Raw genomic sequence first — 17,000 nt, 5'->3', positions numbered from 1 at the left:
TATTGTCATTCAACGAAACGACGATATGATCGTGGAGTGAACGATCAAGTCAATCCCGTGATCATCGTTGGCGGCGGGCAGTCCGGCCTCGCCGCCGCCCGCGCCGCCCTGGACGCTGGCCTGCGACCCGTGGTCCTGCACTCCGGCGCCGAACCAGTGGGCTCCTGGCCTGACTACTACGACAGCCTCACGCTGTTCTCGCCCGCCCGCTACAGCACCCTGCCCGGCATGCCCTTCGACGGCGACCCGGACCGTTACCCGCACCGTAACGAGGTGGTCGACTACCTCCGCCGCTACGCCGACGCCCTGGACGTCGAGATCCGCACCCGCACCCGAGTCGTCGCCGTGCGCCCCGGCGACAGCGGCGGATACCTCGTCGAAACCGACGCCGGCGACGAACTGTCCGCCGTCGGAGTCGTCGCCGCTACCGGCTCCTTCGGCAACCCGTATCTGCCCATCCTTCCAGGGCAGAGCGAGTACGCCGGGGATCTGCGGCACGTCGCCCAATACCGCCGACCCGAGCCATGCGACGGCAAGCGGGTCGTGGTCGTGGGGGCCGGCAACTCCGCTGTGCAGGTCGCCTACGAACTCACCAAGCACGCCCGGGTGACGCTGGCGACCCGCGAACCGGTCCGGTTCCTGCCGCAGCGCATCCGCGGCCGGGACCTGCACCACTGGCTGCGCGTCACCGGCGCCGACCGCCTTCCGCGCCCGGTCGTCACCCGGCTCATCCGGCACGCCGCCGTGTTGGACACCGGCCGCTACCACGACGCCATCACGTCAGGTGAGCTTCCCCGGCGGCAGATGTTCACCCGCTTCACCGCTGACGGCGTCGTCTGGAGCGACGGCACCACAGACGCCGTCGACGCCGTCATCTTCGCCACCGGCTACCGCCCGAACCTCGACTACCTCGCCCCACTCGGCGCACTAGACCAGGGTGTACCCCGACAGGCGGGCGGCATCTCCACCACCCACCCCGGCCTGCTCTACCTGGGGCTGGAATTCCAGCGATCCTTCGCCTCGAACACCCTGCGCGGCGTCGGACGCGACGCCGCACACGTCATGGCAACCCTCGCCGCACGCGTGGACCGGCGTCCGCGTCTGTCCCGTCAGGCACGCCCCACGGCCTCCAGCGCGGAGCGTCCGACGCCGCCGGTGCACGCCGATCGAGCCACCGATGGTGCCGGCGAATGACGGCGATGGGGGAGCGAGGTCAGGCCGTGGCCGCGGCCACCGGCTCGATCGACAGCAGCGCAGCGAGTTGGCGCAGGATTTGCGGTCGAGCCCGGTAGTAGACCCACGTGCCTCGCCGCTCGGCGTCGACCAGGCCCGCCTCGCGCAAGGTCTTCAGGTGGTGCGAGATCGTCGGCCCGCTCAGGTTGAACGCCGGCGTCAAGTCGCATACGCACGCCTCCCCGTCCTCGGCGGAGGCGATCATCGACATCAGCCGCAGCCGCACCGGGTCGCCGAGGGCCTTGAACGCGGGCGCGAGCACCGCGGCCGTCTCGGCGGGAACCTGGCTCTGCGCCAGCGGGGGACAGCACGGCGCATCGGCGTTGAGGTCGATGAGGGCGAGCGACTTGTGTTGCTTCGACATGCCTCTAGGTTGACATCTCTCTAATCAACGTGCAACTCTCTGATTCGACGGACGTCGAGACAGGGCGTCCTTGAGGAAAGGAGGGCTCCGCCATGTTCGGCTTCACCCGCCGCTCGCGCACACCGCTGCCTGGTGTCCGGTTTTGCGACTCCTGTGCCCAGGTGTCCACCGCCGCCCAGCGCGCCGAACGCCGTCTCGACCGCGCCCGCACCACTGCCTACACGCTGATCGCCCCCCGTTGACGAGAGGAACCGACATGAGCGAGAACACCTCCACCGCCGGCGGTTTCACCAGCGACCCCGCCGCGGCCCTGCAGATCACCGGCTCCGGCGCCTGCTGCGGCAGCCCCGCCCAGGCCGTCGGCGGCATCCTCCCGCCGGCTGGCGAAACCGCCAGCGGTGACCTGTGCTGCGGGACCCGCCAGGCCGCCCAGGCGGCTGACTCCTGCTGTGGCACCGAGGCCAAGACCGACGCCATCGCCACCGGACAGGGCTGCTGCTCATGACCAGCTCAAGCAACCTCGCAGACCAGCTCGAGCAGGTCAGCGCCGACCGGATGACCGCCACCGTCGCCACCCTCGCCTGCGACCCGCTAGCCGGGCGACGGGTCGGCTCGACGGGCGGGGCGGCGGCCCGCGCCTGGATCGTCGACCAGCTCGCCGCCGTCGGCGCGGACGTCCGGACCGAGGAGTTCCCGGTCCGCGCCGTGCCGCAGGTGTATGAGGCGCCGACGATCACCTGGGGCGATCGGGACGGCACCACGGAGTTGGTGTTTGGACGGCAGGTCGCGATCCACCCCGCCTCCGCTGACACGCCGGACATCCGACGCGGCGCCCTCGGCGTCGCCGGCAAGGACGACCCGACGGGGCGGTGGCTGGTCGTGCCGGCCGACATGAGCCTGTTCGACGCCTACCGCGACACCCACGGCGCCGCCGGGTTGCTGGTCCGCCGCCCGGTTGACGCCGAGGGCTGGCAGTTCACCATGCTCGCCGGCCCGGACCCGGGGCCGCTGCCAGTGCTGACCCTCAATTCGGACACCCACCACGCCGTGCTCACCGCCGCGACCACGGGGGACGGTTGGCTGGCTGGGGCGACGCCGCTGCGCCGCGACGACGTCACCGGCGCCAACATTCACGCCTGCCTCCGGCAGCCTGTCCCCGCTGGCGCCGACCTCCTGCTGACCGCGCACTACGACGGTGTTGGCGACCACCCGGGGCTTCGCCTGCCCGGCGCTTCGGACAACGCCACCGGCGTCGCCGTGGTCCTCGAAGCTGCCCGCGTTCTCGCCACCGCGCTGCCGGCCGGTGCGGGACTGTCCGTGGCACTGCTCGACGGGGAGGAAGTCGGCGCTCTCGGCTCCGCCCACCACGCCAGTCAACTCCGCGCCGCAGGCGCCGCGCCGATGGTCATCAACGTCGACGGCGCCGGCCGCCTGGAGGGGGCGGCCGCGGTGGAGGCCGGCGGCCCTGCCCACCGTCTCCTCGCCCTGCTCGACCAGGCCGGGCGCCACACCGGCATCCCCCTGGTCGCAGGTCCGGTGGCATCGGACAACCGCCGCTACGGCGGTGCCGGTTTCGCCGCAGTCGGGATCGGGGCCGGCATGGGCGGCTACCACAGCCCCGCTGACACCCCCGACAAGGTCGACCCCGCCACCCTCGGCGCGATCGCCCGTCTCGTTGTCGCGACCGCTCACCTCGCGGCGGCGGCACCCGCTACACTTTCATCGCCAATCGGCGATAAACGATAGAGGGAGTGATGGTGGGCGACCTCCTCGACCGGGGCACCGCGCAGACCTACGCCTCCTGGTTCCGGGCCCTCGCGGACCCCACCCGGGTGCAGATCGTCGAGTACCTCGCCCGGCACGCCCGGGCGATGAGCGTGGGGGAGATCGTCAGCGCCATCGGTTTGGCTCAGTCCACCGTCTCCCAACATCTGAAGATCCTGACCGAGGTGCGGTTCGTGCTCGTCGAACCGGTCGGCACCGCCCGTCACTACCGCATCAACGACGCCTGCGTCAGCTGCTTCCCCTCCGCCGCTGACGTCGTCATGGGCCGCCCAGCCCCCACCCCGAAGGGAGCCTGCTGATGGCCGACATCACCATCCGCCCCATGGACGCGGACGACGCCGATCGTGTCCTCGCCATCTACCAGGCCGGCCTCGACACCGGCAACGCCAGCTTCGAGACCACCGCACCGACCTGGACCACATTCGACGAGGCCAAGCTGCCTGATCACCGCCTCGTGGCCGTTGACGCGGACGACACCGTCCTCGGGTGGGTGGCGGTGTCACCGACGTCGAGCAGGGCGGTCTACGCCGGGGTGGTCGAGCACTCCGTCTACGTCGACCCCGCCGCCCAAGGGCGTGGCGTGGCCCGGTTGTTGCTGGACGCGCTGATCGCCTCCACCGAGGCCGCCGGCATCTGGACCATCCAGTCCGGAGTCTTCCCGGAGAACACCGCCAGTCTCACCCTGCACGAGCGGGCCGGCTTCCGCATCATCGGCATCCGCGAGCGGGTTGGCCGCCACGACGGGCGGTGGCGTGACGTCGTCCTGCTCGAGCGCCGCAGCCCCGCCATCACCTGAGCCCCTCTGGGTCCGCTCGGCCTGGCACGACTGCACCTCCTTGATTCGACAGTTTTCAACACAGAGGAGTTTTCCGATGAGCGTCCTGGACCAGTTGCCCGTCGTGGTGATCGGCGCGGGCCCGGTGGGTCTGGCCGCTGCCGCCCACCTGCACGAGCGTGGCCTGCCCTTTCTTGTCCTAGAGGCCGGTGCCACCGCTGGCGCAGCCGTGCGGCAGTGGGGGCACGTGCGGGTCTTCTCCCCGTGGCGGTACAACGTCGACCCGGCCGCCCGCCGGCTGCTCGACGGCGCCGGCTGGGTCGCCCCGGCCGAGGACGCCCTGCCCACCGGCGCGGACCTGGTCGCGGACTACCTGCAGCCGCTCGCGGAGCTGCCGCAGCTCAAGCCCCACCTGCGCTACGGCGCCCGCGTCGAGGCGATCAGCCGCCTCGGCCTGGACCGGCTGCGCACCGCCGGCCGCGAGCAGGCCCCGTTCCTGATCCGCCTCGCCGACGGCGACGAGCTGCTGGCCCGCGCGGTCATCGACGCCTCCGGCACCTGGGGCACCCCCAACGTTCTCGGCGCTTCCGGCCTGCCCGCTCGGGGAGAGAAGGAGGCGGCAGCGTTCCTGAAGCACGCCCTGCCCGACGTGCTCGGCGCGGACCGGGACCGCTTCGCCGGCCGGCACACCCTCGTCGTCGGCGCCGGCCACTCCGCCGCGAACACGCTGCTCTCCCTGGCCGATCTGGCCGCCGTCGAGCCCGACACCGAGGTGACCTGGGCGATCCGCTCCGGGTCCCCGGCCCGCACCTACGGCGGCGGCGACGCCGACGCGCTGCCCGCCCGTGGCGCGCTCGGCTCCCGGCTGCGCGAGCACGTGGAAGCCGGCCGGATCCGGCTGCTCACCGGCTTCTCCGTGCACGCCCTCACCCCGACCGACGGCCGCGTCGCCGTGGTCGTCCGCCACGCTGACGGCACCGACGAGTCCATCACCGTGGACCGGATCGTCGCCGCCACCGGCTTCCGCCCCGACCACTCCCTCGCCGCCGAGCTGCGCCTGGACCTCGACCCGATTATGGGCGCCACCCGGGCGCTCGCCCCGCTGATCGATCCGAACGAGCACTCCTGCGGCACCGTCCCACCGCACGGCGTCGACGAACTCGCCCACCCGGAGGTCGGCTACTTCGCGGTCGGCATGAAGAGCTACGGACGCGCCCCGACGTTCCTCATGGCCACCGGCTACGAGCAGGTCCGCTCCGTCGTCGCCGCCCTCGCCGGGGACTGGGAAGCCGCCCGTGACGTCCAGCTCGACCTACCCGAGACCGGCGTCTGCAACAGCAACCCCGCCGACTCCACCGGCACCGACAGCTGCTGCGGCACCGCCCCCGCAGCCCAGCCGGCCGGACAAGGGTTGGCAACCGGAATCTCCGGCGGACTGCTCGCCGCACCGCTCAACCTGATCAGCCTCGACACCCCGACCAGCGGCCAGACCGGCGGCTGCTGCGCCAGCTGATGACCACCACCACGACGGCGCCCGCCGACCCCACGGTCGGCGGGCGCCACGGGTGGCGCATCGTCTCCGCCCTCGCCATCACCTCCACTATCGGCTACGGCACCCTCTACTACGCATTCGCCGTCCTCCTCGGCCCCATAGCCGCCAGCCTCGACGCCTCCACCACCGCCGTCACCGGCGCGCTCACCGCCAGCGTCCTCGCCGGCGCGCTGATAGCCATCCCCGTCGGCAGGTGGCTCGACCGGCACGGCGGACGAACCCTCATGACCGGAGGCTCGATCACCGCCACCGCGCTCCTGATCGCCTGGTCCCAGGTCCACACCATCGGACAGCTCTACGCCGTCATGATCGGCATCGGCATCACCGGCGCCATGGTCCTCTACGAACCCGCCTTCGCCGTCATCGTCTCCTGGTTCACCCCCGACAGGCGCCCCACCGCCCTGCTCGCAGTCACCGTCGTCGCCGGATTCGCCAGCACCATCTTCATGCCCCTCACCGGCATACTGGTCGCCCACCTCGGCTGGCGCGACGCGCTCCTCACCCTCGCCGCCATCCACGGCACGGTGACCATCCCCCTGCACGCCCTCACCATCCGCACACCGCCGCACGCCACACCATCCACCCCTGCAGCGCCACCTGTCCACGCCGAGCGACAAGCGGCGGCCCGCGCCGCGATGCGCGACCGCCGATTCTGGATCCTCGCCGCCGCCCTCATCGCCCACGGCGCCGCCACCAGCACCATCGGCGTCCACCTCGTCGGCTACCTCACCAGCCGCGGCCACCCCGCTACCTTCGCCGCCACCACCGCCGGCCTCCTCGGCGTCCTGTCCGTCACCGGACGACTCGTCCTCACCACCGCCCGTCGCCGCCTCCCGCTCACCACCATCGTCGCCACGGTCTTCGCCATCCAGGCCGTCGCCGTCCTCGCCATGCCCGTCACCTCAGGAAGCCGGGTGGGCGCCGTCATCACCGTCACCGGATTCGGACTCGGCTTCGGCATCGCCAGCCTCGCCACCCCAGCACTGCTCGCCGACCGCTACGGCACCACCGCCTACGCCACCATCGCCGGACGACTCACCGCCCCCGTCACCACCGCCAAAGCCGTTGCACCCCTGCTTGCCGCCACGCTCCTATCGCACGGCGGCTACCACCTACTACTCGCCGCGGTCACCAGCGCATGCCTTCTGGCCGCCATCGGAATGCGCTCTATGGGGAGCAAGAGTGGCCGGGACGAGCACGACGGCAAACCCAGCTGACCGCCCCAATAGCCTGCAGTGTCCCACCTCGATCACGAGCAGCCCCCGCTCCGGGCAGCTGAGGTTCGCCCCGCCACAACACGCCTGGCGCTACCCTGACCCCGACACGCGCTGCGTCCCAAACCTGAACCAGGGAGCTGCCGATGACCGGCGCCGCGGGCTCGGAAACCGACGTGCTGGTGGTCGGCGCGGGGCCGACCGGCCTCACCACGGCCGGACAGCTCGCCCCGGCACGGCGTGAAGGTGTGGCTGGTCGACCGGGCAACCGACCGGGTGCACGAGTCGCGAGCGCTCGCGGTCCAGTCCCGCACCTTGGAGGTCCTCGCCGGATTCGGCTTGGCCGACAAGATGGTGGCGGCAGGCAACCCAGCGGTCCGGCTGATCGTTCACGCGGGACGGCGGCAGCGTCCGGTGCGCCTGTTCGATCTGGGCCTGTGCGACACCTCGTACCCGTATCTGTTGTTTCTGTCGCAGGCGGAGACCGAGCGGCTGCTCGGCGAGTACCTTGCCACGCTCGGGGTGAGTGTCGAACGCGGTGTCGAACTGGTCGGCCTGGACCGTACCGATCAGGCTGTCGTCGGGACGCTGCGCGATCGCGACGGCCACGTTGAGCGGATGTCAGCGAGGTACGTGGTGGGTTGCGACGGTGCGCAGAGCGCGGTGCGGCGGTTCGCCGGGATCGGCTTCGGGCGTCAGCACCCGTCGATACGGGACGGGGTCGCCGTGCCTCCGGTGCCGACGAAGCCGCCGCCGCCCGTGCCGCGCAGTGCGGAAATCGGGCAGAGCCCTTCACTGCCGTACCTTTGCGGCGAACAGTCGGCGCTCATCGGCAATGGCCTGTGCTTCGACGTCGTAGGTATTCCGGCAGCTGAGACTCGAATCCCACCGGCAATCCTTTGACCAGGGCTTCCTGGGCCGTGACCTCTTCGGCGGGCCCAAAAGCTCAGCACCCGCGGGTCGGGGTTCATAGTCCGGCGGCGTCCGCTCATGCCGAAAGTAGTGCGTCGTTCCGGATCCCGATGTTCAGGGGAGTCACTGCATGGCGGTGGCAGGAGGGTGATCAAAGGAAGCCGGGCAACGAAAGACGTACAAGGCGTAGCCCCGGCCGATCGAAATGTCGGCGGGGTTGGACGAAGCCTCCGTCGGATCTTCCATCGGCCGCCAACTGCCGCCCGCTCCGTGCCACTCGCTGGAGTCGGCAGTAAACAACAGCGTCATCGCGGTGCCACATTCGGCGCAGTCCATCGGATGCGGATCGGTCAGCGACCAGTTCGCGAAGCCGCCCACCTTCCAGCCTGGCGCCAGCGACAAGTCGAACTGATAGCTGAGCCCGTCCTCGGTTTCGTCATCATCGTCGGCATCCTCCTCCCATTCGGTGATCTGGGCGTCCAGTTCCTCGGGCAGCAGCCCACCGTACTGGTACTCGCGAATCTGTTCTGGATGTACCACGCAGGGCGTCGGTAGGTAGGAGTCGCTGACGACCGGCGGTTCAGGAGCCGCATCCATGGGCTGGGTGACGTCGCTGCTACGCCGCCAATACAGCCGTACCCGCGGGTTATAGCCCTCCTCCGGGTGATCCAGCGGGCACCACAACACCTGCAACAGGTCGGCGGCGTCCGGGCCGACAAAGTCGGGAATGTCCCGGCGGTAGAGCTGCGCCACGGGGACCAACGGGATCGGCTGGTTCACCAGGTCGTGCGGCTCGGAGAAATCGGAGTCCGGCAGCTCCGCCCGCTCATCATCGGTCAGGTGGTAACTGGCGCCGGTTGTCGCTGCTCGCGCCTCTGCCGCCGCGTAGATCTCCCGGCGACGGCGGATGGTCGCCGGTGTTTCGAGCTGGAAGACGTGGTGAGCATCGCCGTCGCTGCACGCCGGCCACGCCTCATCGGCCGGCCAGAGCAGGGGGCCGCCGATTGAGCTTTCGGCGTTCGTCGGCCCACCGGGCCGGGGATGAAGCCGCGTCGCTGTTGTCGAGTGCTCGCTCAACTCCGGGAAGAGTTCCGTGATGTCAACCGGTCGCGGCGGCGTGGTGCGAGTCATGGCCGATGATCTTAGGGGTTGGGTATGACGAGGCCCGTGGAGTCGGCTAAGCCTCGACAGGCTATCCGGATCTGCCGCGACCAGCGCGCGGAGGTGTCGCAGACCAGTTGGCGGACGAGTGTCGCGCGTCAGTCGACGGAGGACAGGCCCTCGGGCCGTCTGCGCTGCCGAGTTCCCGCTCTATTAGATCAAGGCGGCCCGCAAAGCGGGCCGCGCCGGCCGGCCACGCTGACGGACGAGCCATCGCTCAGAGTCGTTGGCAAAATCGGGGAACGCGGCGTGGAGATCATCTCGTTCTGGTCTCGTGTTGAATGCGGGCCATGGAGTTGACCATCGGGTCCGCGTTCACGATCCCCGGCTATACCACCATGGCCCCGCTTGATTACGCCACCGAGTGCGATGCAACCGTGTATGCGGCAGATGGCGTGGTGGGATACCCCGCCTTCTGGTTGCACTACCTGTCACGCCCGCGACAGCACCCGCCCGCTGGCCCTACTCGGCATCACCTGACGACTTTGCCGGGGCCCTGCTCGCCGGTGGCAGCGTCGTCGTCGACGACGAGGTGCTCTCCTGGCACCTGCCGGTGCTCGTCGGCATGACCGCCCTCGCAGCATGCTTGCTCTCCACCGGCCGGCTGCGGCGCTGGCACGGAGACGTGCTGCTCGGCCTCTACGTTGCCTACTGGGTCGTCAGCTTCGCCGTCTTCGGCGAGGCACCGGTCGAGGCCGACTGACCGGTGACCTGCAGTGCCGGCCGAATGTTCACCGATTCGCTACGCCGGCTCGACGGGCAGCCAGAGTTCACGGGTCGCGTCGTTGAGGTCGTTCGTCGGCTCGGGCACCGCGACGATCTCCGGGCCCGGCCGCAGCCGCCACGGGTGGAAGGGAAACCACTCGGCGGCGGCCGTGGCCCAGGTCTTCTGCAGGGTCTGCGGATGCGGACCCGCCGCCCGGATGACCACCCATCGACCGGCCGGGACCTCGATGACGTCGAGGTCGTCCGGGATCGGCGTACGCGGGGACACGGCGACCCCGTGCAGGTAGGTCAGCTCGCTGCCCTCGTCGTAGTCCGCGTCGACGTCGTCACAGACGGCGAGCAGCCCGCTTGGGTCGGTGTCGCCGAGCGCCTTCAACCGCAGGTGCTCCTCCGCCGGCAGCGCGGCGATGTGCCGCTGGATGTACGGGTTGACGCCTCGGTAGATGAGCGGAACCCGGGCAGCGTGCCCCACGAGCCGGAACGCGGGACGGTCGACGATGCGCGTCTCCATGGGTTCGCTCCCTTCGACAGTTGGGCGGAACCTGAGCTGTGCTGCGGTGCGACAGTGCCTGCGTATCGTGCCCGAGCGCTGTTGCGGCACACCCGACAGAAGCGGCGCGGAAAGTGTCGGGCGATCGGGATCGGTGTCGCCGCAGGATGGGGCCATGGATGACACGACCCTGGTATCCCGGTTCGTTCGCGACGGCTTCGTGAAGTTGGCGGGTGCCGTCGCACCGCGCGTGGCCGCGGATTGCGCGCGGCTGCTGTGGCGGGAGACGGGCTGCGACCCGGACGACCCCGCCACGTGGACGCAGCCCGTGCACTGGGTGCCCGGCATGGCGCAGGGGCCGTTCGCCGCCGCACCCAACTCCCCGTTCCTCCATCACGCGTACGACATGCTCGTCGGCGCGGGACGCTGGGAGCCGCGCTACTCGCTGGGCACGTTCCCGTTGCGCTTCCCGCACCGGGAGGAGCCGAACGACGCGGGCTGGCACATCGAGGGCAGCTACCTGCCGGAGGGTGCGACCTGGTACTTCACGAATCTGTACTCCCGGGGCCGGGCGCTGCTGATGCTGTTCCTGTTCAGCGAGGTCGGCGAGGAGGACGCCCCGACCCGGATCCGCGTCGGCTCACACCTCGACGTGCCGCAGGTGCTGGAGAAGTACGGGGAGGACGGGGCGAGCGGGCTGGACCTAGCGCCCGAGTTGGTGGCGGCGTCCGATCACCGGCCACTCGCCCTGGCCACCGGGTCCCCGGGCGATGTCTTCCTGTGCCATCCGTTCCTGGTGCACGCGGCGCAACCGCATCACGGGACGCGGCCGCGCTTCATGGCCCAGCCGCCGCTGATGCCGGCCGCGCCGTACGAGCTGGAACGGGCCGACGGCGCGTACTCGCCCGTGGAAATCGCGATCCGCCGAGGACTCGGGCAGGACACCCCTGGCCCCGACGTGCGAGGAAGGCGGTGAAGGTGCGGGTGAGTGGCCGCAACGCGCGATTCCAGCAGTGGGAGGCTCTGCTGCGGAATCGGACCAAGCGCCAGCGCCGCGGCGAGTTCTTCGTGCAGGGCGTACGCCCGATCGCCATGGCCATCGAACACGGCTGGCAGATCCGGGAGCTGCTCTACGACACCGACGTTCAGCTGTCCGGCTGGGCACGTGAGGCCCTGGACACGGCCCGGGCCGAGAAGTTCGCCGTCTCCCGTGAACTGATGCACGAGCTGGGAGGCAAGGCGGACGCGGTTCCGGAGCTGCTGGCCGTGGTCGGGCTGCCGGAGGACGACCTGCGCCGCATCCCGGCCGGGCCGACCATGCTCACCGTTGTGTTCGACCGGCCCACCAGCCCCGGCAACATCGGGACCCTCATCCGGTCCGCGGACGCCTTCGGCGCGTCCGGCGTGATCGTCACAGGCCATGCCGCCGACGTGTACGACCCGAAGGTGGTGCGGGCGAGCACCGGCTCGCTGTTCGCTCTGCCCGTGGTCCGGACGCCCTCACCCCAGGCCGTGCTGTCCTGGGTCGCTGACCTTCGCGCCAACGGCATCGGCATCGGCGTCGTGGGGGCCGACGAGCACGGCGCGCTGGATGCCGCCGAATACGACCTCACGCAGCCCACGCTGCTCCTGATCGGCAACGAGACCACCGGTCTCAGCGTCGGCTGGCGGGAGTCCTGCGACCAGCTCGTCCGGATCCCGATGTCCGGGGCCGCCAGCTCCCTGAACGCGGCGGCCGCCGCGACCGTAGTGCTCTACGAGTCGGCACGCCAGCGGAGCAGCAGCCTGGCCGGTCGTCGAGGTGGTGGCGGTGGCCCGGCTGGCGAGCCAGACACCGATGGCCGTGGACAGTAGCTGCGGGTCCATGGCCTGCAGCAGTCGACGGATCATCGCCTCCGATGGGCGCCGGTCGGGAGTCATGCCCAGAGCGACAGCCGTCGTGGCCGGCACGTCGGCGACCCATTCGGCGATCCCGGCGTACGAGCGGTAGCCGGCCACCACGGCACACACCGCTGCGGTGACCACGACGGTCAGTCGGGCCAACCGGCCATGGCTCACGGACTCGCAGGCGAGTGGACGCTGCGGTGCTGCTTGTCGTCTTGTGGGCAGCAGGTACCGGTGATTGTCCTGGCTCAGGTCGGTGTGCCCATCGTCATCTCGCCTGCTGGCCGACCGGGACCAGGCCCGTGGACGCATGACGCGTGAACGCCGTGATCGTCCCGGCAACCGAGATCGCTGCCAGGGTAATCACCGCGGTGGCCGGCCAGCCGAACCATTCGACTGAGCCAGCGCCGAAGGCGGTCCCGAGGCTTCCTCCGACGAAGTACACCGACATGTACGCACTGTTGCACCGTGCCGGTGCTGCAGGATCGATGGCGAGGACCGTGCTTTGGTTGGCCACCTGAGCGGCGAACAGGCCGGCGTCGAAGAGGGCCAAGCAGATCAGGGCCACGACGGTGTTCGCGAGGCTGAAGCCCATGACGGCCGCGGCCAGCCCAGCCGACACCAGGCCCGCGAGGATGACGCGACGGGCACCTACGCGGTCTGTCCAGGCGCCCGCGACCTGAGTGGCGGGAATGCCCGCAAGTCCGGCCAGGGCATACAGGCCGATCCGCTCGGCCGGGTACGTGTACGGGGGTTGTGAGAGAGCTACGGCGAGCCCGGCCCACACCGCGCAGAAGGCGAAGAACCACAGGGCGCCGCGGAGCGCGGCAACCCGGAGTGTCGCGTGCCGGACGAACAGCCTGGGAAGGGAACGCAAGCTGGAGAGGTAGTCGCCGGCCGCTGTGCCGCGCACGGCGGGGAGCGCCGTCAGGCACCACACAGCGACGAGCGCCGAGGCGGCGGCGAAGACCAGGAGCATCTGACGCCAGCCGATCTCATCCGCGAGCCATCCGCCAACGATCCGGCCTGCGAGGATTCCAGCGGAGATGCCAGCGGTCACGAACCCCAGAACCGTCGCGCGCCGATGCGGCGGAGCCAAACGGCCGGCGACGGAGCTGAGGCCGGCGCCCACCGCCGAACAGGCACCGACCACACCGATCGCCGCGCCCAGCGCCAGCACGCCGCCCACGGCGGCGCTCGCCGCGAGCGCTGCTGCCATAACCCCGAACTGGGCTGCGAGGACCCGCCCAGGCGGGTATCGGTCAACGAGCGGGACGAGCAGGCAGAGGCCGACCAGGTACCCGGTCGGTCCGCAGGCGAGCGCGACCCCGAGAGCAGCGACCGGCGAGCCTAACGAGTCCGCCACCTGAGCTATTGCTGGCTGCATCGGATAGATGGTCGATGTCCCCAGGGCCGCCGCGATCGACATGAACAGCACCACGAGGCCGCTGATGCGAGGAGGGGTCCGGGCTGCGTCGGCAGGATGAGTATTCACCCGACGACCGTAGGAAGAGCCGGCCCCGGTGGTCTGGCGGGATTGGGACGACATAGTGACTGCCCGAGACGCAGCCACTGATTCCGCCTCGTGACCGCCTGTGCCCGCTGCGCGCCACTGTTGTTGGCCCGCACGCGGCCCACGCGCCAGATCTGGTCGAACAACCCGCAGGAACGGCTGAACAATGAGATCCGCCGCCGCACCGACCTCGTCGGGATCTTCCCCAACCGGCCGGCCGGCGATCATCCGCCTCGTCGGCCAGCACCCGCGCCTGCCCCGATGCCAGGGACATGACCTGCTGCCAGGTACGCCAGGATGGGGCCACCAGTCCTGTCCGCTCGAACGCTTCGGAGTCCCGACCTACTTTTCGGATGCGTCGTGGGCGCTGTCCGAGATGGCACCGACGAGCAGGGCATGTTGGGCCGAGCGCACCGTGATCTTGTTCTTCGTAGGCGGTCCTTCTCTGAGTGGCAACGGTGCTGCCGTCCAGTGGAAGGCTTCCTGGCCGGGACGTCACGCCGAGCCGGCCGTTGGCCCGCCCGTAGCGTTCGCTGGGGCTGAACTCCAGATGGTTCTGACCAGCGTTGCCGTTGATTTCGCTGGTTGGCTGTTGGGCGCGTCCGCACGCACCCCGGGGGTCAGCGGAAGCGGCGGAAGAAGGTGCGCATGTCCTGCGCGAGCAGGTCGGGTGCCTCCATGGCGGCGAAGTGTCCGCCTCGGTCGAACTCCGACCAGTGCACGATGGTGTTGCCGCGCTCCGCGTACCGGCGGATAGCGATGTCTTCGGCGAACACGGCGACGCCGGTGGGTACCTCGCTCGGTGTGGGCCAGTTGCGGGTGTGCATGCTCTCGTAGTAGAGGTTCGCTGCGGAGCCGGCCGTGCCGGTCAGCCAGTAGAGCATGACGTTGGTGAGCATCCGGTCCCGGTCGACCGACTCCTCGGGCAGGTCGCCGTGGGTCCATTCCTTGAACTTTTCGACGATCCAGGCCAGTTGCCCGACCGGCGAGTCGAGCAGTGCGTACGCCAGGGTCTGCGGACGGGTCGCCTGGATCTGGAAGTACCCGTTGCCCTCACCCAGGAACGCCTTCATCCGCGCCACGCGCGCCCGTTCCGCGTCGGTGAGCTCGGCCAGCTCGGCCTCGCTGAGCTCACCGAACGGGATGAAGCCCATCGTGGCGGCGTTGACGTGCACGCCGACCACGTGCTGCGGATCGACCCGGCCGAGGTCCGGTGCCACGAACGCGCCGAAGTCGCCGCCCTGCGCGCCGTACCGCTGGTAGCCGAGGCGGTGCATCAGTTCGGCGAACGCGGTCGCGATCCGCCGGCTGTCCCAGCCCGGCCCGGACAGCGGTCCGGAGAACCCGAATCCGGGCAGCGACGGGATCACCACATCGAACGCGTCGGCCGGATCGCCGCCGTGTGCCCGTGGGTCGGTCAGCGGGCCGATGACGTCGAGGAACTCCACGATCGAGCCTGGCCACCCGTGTGCCAGCAGCAGCGGCAATGCGCCGGGTTCGGCAGCTTTCACGTGGACGAAGTGCAACTGCTGCCCGTCGATGTCGGTGACGTACTGCGGGTGGACGTTGAGCTCCGCCTCGTGGGTGCGCCAGTCGTATGTGGTGGCCCAGTGCTCGGCCAGTTCCCGCAGATAGCCGACTGGCACGCCGCGCTCCCACGCCGCGCCCGGCAGCTGCCCGCCCCACCGGGTGCGGGTGAGACGCTCGCGCAGGTCGTCGAGGTCAGTCTGGGGAATGTCGATACGGAACTCGCTGATCGCCGTCATGGGTCCAGCCTGCCGCACACTGCGGACAGGTTCGGTCCTCAACGCTTCCGCCTTGTTGTGTGATCGCACAACGGAAACGAGCCCGCCATGCTGCATGGCAGGCTCGTTCGCGGCGCGTGTTCAAGACTTGTCCTGGATCTCCCACACGTGGTCGAGGGTGTGCCAGGCGAAGCGGCGGGCGGCGTAGGCCGGCGGCCAGCCGCCGCCAGTGAGCGGCGCACCGTCGGCCGGGTTGCCCAGGACGTCGAGGATCGCGGTGCGAAGCGCGGTCAGGGCGATGCGGTCCTGGGGCGTGAACGGCCGGTGCCGGATGCCGATCTTGCGGGCGTACGCGCGATCGTTGTCGACGACGTGGGTGACGATCTCGTCCCGGTCGCGTCCGCCGCCGCGAGGACCCTTACGCAGGGTCGGCGGTGCGGTCTGGGCGAGTTCGTCGAGGGCTCGCCACGCGGCCCGCAGGATCGCGGCGCTACGGCGCGCCGCCGCGGCGCTGTAGGGCCGACTGTCCTCGGCGACAGGCACGCCGGGCGCGCCCCAGTCGGTAGTGTTGACGCCGGTCACCGTGTCGACGATCTCGACCGGGCCGGGGTCGAAGGTCAGCCCGGCATCGGCGGTGATGAGCCGGTACCGGTCGGCGTAGGCGGTCAGCGCGGCCACGGCGCGGTCCTCGGTGGTGCCGATGCGCGCCCAGCCGGGCCAGTCCAGCGCGCAAGCGACGATCTTCGTTCGGCCCTTCTCCAGGTAGACGCGGGTCACGGCTCGACTACTCCTCAACACTGGTCAGAACGCGGCGGCGTGGTCGAGGGCCCAGTCGTGGTAGCTGCGCGCGGGACGACCGGTCAGCTTCTCGACGTCGGCGGTGGTGGCAGCGGTACGGCCAACGGCGGCGGCCCAGGTGGCCAGGATGTCGTCCAGGATCGGGGCCGGCACGTGGGCGCTCATCATCTGGCGTACCGTCTCGGCGGGCAGTTCCTCGTAGCGGATCGGCCGGCCGAACGCCCGGCCGAGGATGGCGGCCTGCTCCGCGTGCGTGAGCGACTCGGGCCCGGTCAGCCGGTAGACCTGGCCGGAGTGTCCGTCCTCGGTGAGGGCGGCCACCGCGACCGCGGCGACGTCCGCCTCGTGCACCGGCGCGGACGCCGCCTCGGCGTAGGCCCCGCGGATCACGTCGCCGGCCTTCGTCTGCCCGGCCCACATCAGGGTGTTCGCGGCGAACACGTCCGGGCGCAGGAACGTCCACGCCAGGCCGGAGCCGCGCAGCGCCTGCTCGATCTCGGCGTGATAGGCGGCGATCGGCCCGTCCTGGACCTCCGCCTCGTCGTCGACTGCGCCCGAGGACAGCAGCACGACCCGGCGGATCCCGGCCCGCTGGGCGGCGGCGACGAAGGCGGGCCCGCTGCCCGGCACCGCGAACAGGAAGACCGACTCCACGCCGGCCAGGGCGGCGGCCAGCGCGGCGGGGTCGGCCAGGTCGCCGGCGACGACGCCGACCTCGGCCGGCCACGCGGCCGCCTGCGGGGACCGGCTCAGGGCGCGCACGTCGTGGCCGCTGGCGACCAGCAGGGCGAGGACGTGGCCGCCGACGTTTCCGGTGGCGCCGGTGACGAGGATCATGGGTTCTCCTT

19 protein-coding genes and 2 pseudogenes are annotated in these 17,000 nt (G+C 70.6%); 13 read left to right on the top strand and 8 right to left on the bottom strand.

Annotation, left to right across the window (positions count from 1 at the left end):
* Positions 1–36 precede the first annotated feature (36 nt).
* Entirely contained in the window at positions 37–1,194 is a 1,158-nt protein-coding gene (locus tag D7193_RS11650; RefSeq protein ID WP_120779522.1) for a flavin-containing monooxygenase, read from the top strand.
* A 19-nt stretch (positions 1,195–1,213) separates the two neighbouring features.
* Here the strand turns inward: D7193_RS11650 and D7193_RS11645 are convergent, their stop codons facing one another.
* Positions 1,214–1,597, bottom strand: a complete 384-nt coding sequence (locus tag D7193_RS11645) for an ArsR/SmtB family transcription factor (protein ID WP_120779521.1) — start codon at positions 1,595–1,597, stop codon at positions 1,214–1,216.
* Between the two features lie 92 nt (positions 1,598–1,689).
* Here D7193_RS11645 and D7193_RS33685 point away from each other — a divergent pair, with 92 nt between their 5' ends.
* The 8 genes from D7193_RS33685 to D7193_RS11610 all read left to right on the top strand — a co-directional run bounded on the left by D7193_RS33685 (position 1,690) and on the right by D7193_RS11610 (position 7,826).
* On the top strand, positions 1,690–1,839 hold the full coding sequence (locus D7193_RS33685; RefSeq protein ID WP_174242611.1) for a hypothetical protein: 150 nt from the start codon (positions 1,690–1,692) through the stop codon (positions 1,837–1,839).
* 14 nt (positions 1,840–1,853) lie between these two features.
* Positions 1,854–2,102, top strand: a complete 249-nt coding sequence (locus D7193_RS11640; RefSeq protein ID WP_120779520.1) for a hypothetical protein — start codon at positions 1,854–1,856, stop codon at positions 2,100–2,102.
* Complete coding sequence (locus D7193_RS11635) at positions 2,099–3,343, top strand: M28 family metallopeptidase (protein ID WP_174242610.1); 1,245 nt, start codon at positions 2,099–2,101, stop codon at positions 3,341–3,343. Before D7193_RS11640 ends, D7193_RS11635 begins: the two co-directional genes overlap by 4 nt.
* An 8-nt stretch (positions 3,344–3,351) precedes the next feature.
* A complete protein-coding gene (locus D7193_RS11630) occupies positions 3,352–3,681 on the top strand; it encodes an ArsR/SmtB family transcription factor (protein ID WP_120780343.1) in 330 nt (109 codons plus the stop codon).
* Complete coding sequence (locus D7193_RS11625; RefSeq protein ID WP_120779519.1) at positions 3,681–4,178, top strand: GNAT family N-acetyltransferase; 498 nt, start codon at positions 3,681–3,683, stop codon at positions 4,176–4,178. The genes D7193_RS11630 and D7193_RS11625 overlap by 1 nt, the downstream gene beginning before the upstream one ends.
* A gap of 76 nt (positions 4,179–4,254) precedes the next feature.
* Entirely contained in the window at positions 4,255–5,670 is a 1,416-nt protein-coding gene (locus tag D7193_RS11620) for an FAD-dependent oxidoreductase (protein ID WP_120779518.1), read from the top strand.
* Positions 5,670–6,926, top strand: a complete 1,257-nt coding sequence (locus tag D7193_RS11615; protein ID WP_120779517.1) for an MFS transporter — start codon at positions 5,670–5,672, stop codon at positions 6,924–6,926. The genes D7193_RS11620 and D7193_RS11615 overlap by 1 nt, the downstream gene beginning before the upstream one ends.
* A 237-nt stretch (positions 6,927–7,163) precedes the next feature.
* Positions 7,164–7,826 carry an FAD-dependent oxidoreductase gene (locus tag D7193_RS11610; RefSeq protein ID WP_277749903.1) on the top strand — a complete coding sequence of 221 codons (663 nt, stop codon included), beginning with the start codon at positions 7,164–7,166 and terminating at the stop codon, positions 7,824–7,826.
* A gap of 132 nt (positions 7,827–7,958) precedes the next feature.
* Here the strand turns inward: D7193_RS11610 and D7193_RS11605 are convergent, their stop codons facing one another.
* A complete protein-coding gene (locus D7193_RS11605) occupies positions 7,959–8,966 on the bottom strand; it encodes a hypothetical protein (protein ID WP_120779516.1) in 1,008 nt (335 codons plus the stop codon).
* Between the two features lie 562 nt (positions 8,967–9,528).
* Between D7193_RS11605 and D7193_RS11600 the strand changes: the two genes are divergently transcribed.
* The gene (locus tag D7193_RS11600; protein WP_206611887.1) at positions 9,529–9,699 is read left to right on the top strand and encodes a hypothetical protein; all 171 of its coding nucleotides are present in this window, start codon (positions 9,529–9,531) and stop codon (positions 9,697–9,699) included.
* Between the two features lie 39 nt (positions 9,700–9,738).
* Here D7193_RS11600 and D7193_RS11595 read toward each other — a convergent pair whose 3' ends face one another.
* A complete protein-coding gene (locus tag D7193_RS11595) occupies positions 9,739–10,233 on the bottom strand; it encodes a GyrI-like domain-containing protein (protein WP_241562942.1) in 495 nt (164 codons plus the stop codon).
* Positions 10,234–10,387: 154 nt separating this feature from the next.
* Between D7193_RS11595 and D7193_RS11590 the strand changes: the two genes are divergently transcribed.
* Complete coding sequence (locus tag D7193_RS11590) at positions 10,388–11,188, top strand: phytanoyl-CoA dioxygenase family protein (protein WP_120779514.1); 801 nt, start codon at positions 10,388–10,390, stop codon at positions 11,186–11,188.
* Positions 11,189–11,190: 2 nt separating this feature from the next.
* Complete coding sequence (locus D7193_RS11585; RefSeq protein WP_241563034.1) at positions 11,191–12,066, top strand: TrmH family RNA methyltransferase; 876 nt, start codon at positions 11,191–11,193, stop codon at positions 12,064–12,066.
* 30 nt (positions 12,067–12,096) lie between these two features.
* Here the strand turns inward: D7193_RS11585 and D7193_RS34175 are convergent.
* Positions 12,097–12,408 (bottom strand): annotated as a pseudogene (locus D7193_RS34175) (hypothetical protein); the annotation flags it as partial.
* Positions 12,365–13,537: an MFS transporter gene (locus D7193_RS11575; RefSeq protein WP_241562941.1), complete on the bottom strand. Its 1,173-nt coding sequence runs from the start codon at positions 13,535–13,537 to the stop codon at positions 12,365–12,367. The gene D7193_RS11575 and the pseudogene D7193_RS34175, both read right to left, overlap by 44 nt.
* Before the next feature lie 201 nt (positions 13,538–13,738).
* On the opposite strand from D7193_RS11575, the pseudogene D7193_RS11570 reads away from it, so the two are divergent.
* A pseudogene (locus tag D7193_RS11570) lies at positions 13,739–13,828 on the top strand (transposase); the annotation flags it as partial.
* Positions 13,829–14,229: 401 nt separating this feature from the next.
* Here the strand turns inward: D7193_RS11570 and D7193_RS11565 are convergent.
* From D7193_RS11565 to D7193_RS11555, 3 genes are all read right to left on the bottom strand, one after another.
* Positions 14,230–15,375: an epoxide hydrolase family protein gene (locus D7193_RS11565; RefSeq protein ID WP_120779512.1), complete on the bottom strand. Its 1,146-nt coding sequence runs from the start codon at positions 15,373–15,375 to the stop codon at positions 14,230–14,232.
* Positions 15,376–15,495: 120 nt separating this feature from the next.
* Complete coding sequence (locus D7193_RS11560; protein ID WP_120779511.1) at positions 15,496–16,131, bottom strand: hypothetical protein; 636 nt, start codon at positions 16,129–16,131, stop codon at positions 15,496–15,498.
* Between the two features lie 24 nt (positions 16,132–16,155).
* Positions 16,156–16,989, bottom strand: a complete 834-nt coding sequence (locus D7193_RS11555) for an NAD(P)H-binding protein (protein WP_120779510.1) — start codon at positions 16,987–16,989, stop codon at positions 16,156–16,158.
* Between the last annotated feature and the right edge of the window lie 11 nt (positions 16,990–17,000).

The organism is Micromonospora costi (assembly GCF_003626655.1).
Classification (GTDB): domain Bacteria; phylum Actinomycetota; class Actinomycetes; order Mycobacteriales; family Micromonosporaceae; genus Micromonospora; species Micromonospora costi.
The sequence above is the reverse complement of the archived record's forward strand: the minus strand, read 5'-3'. Positions and strand labels throughout refer to the sequence as shown.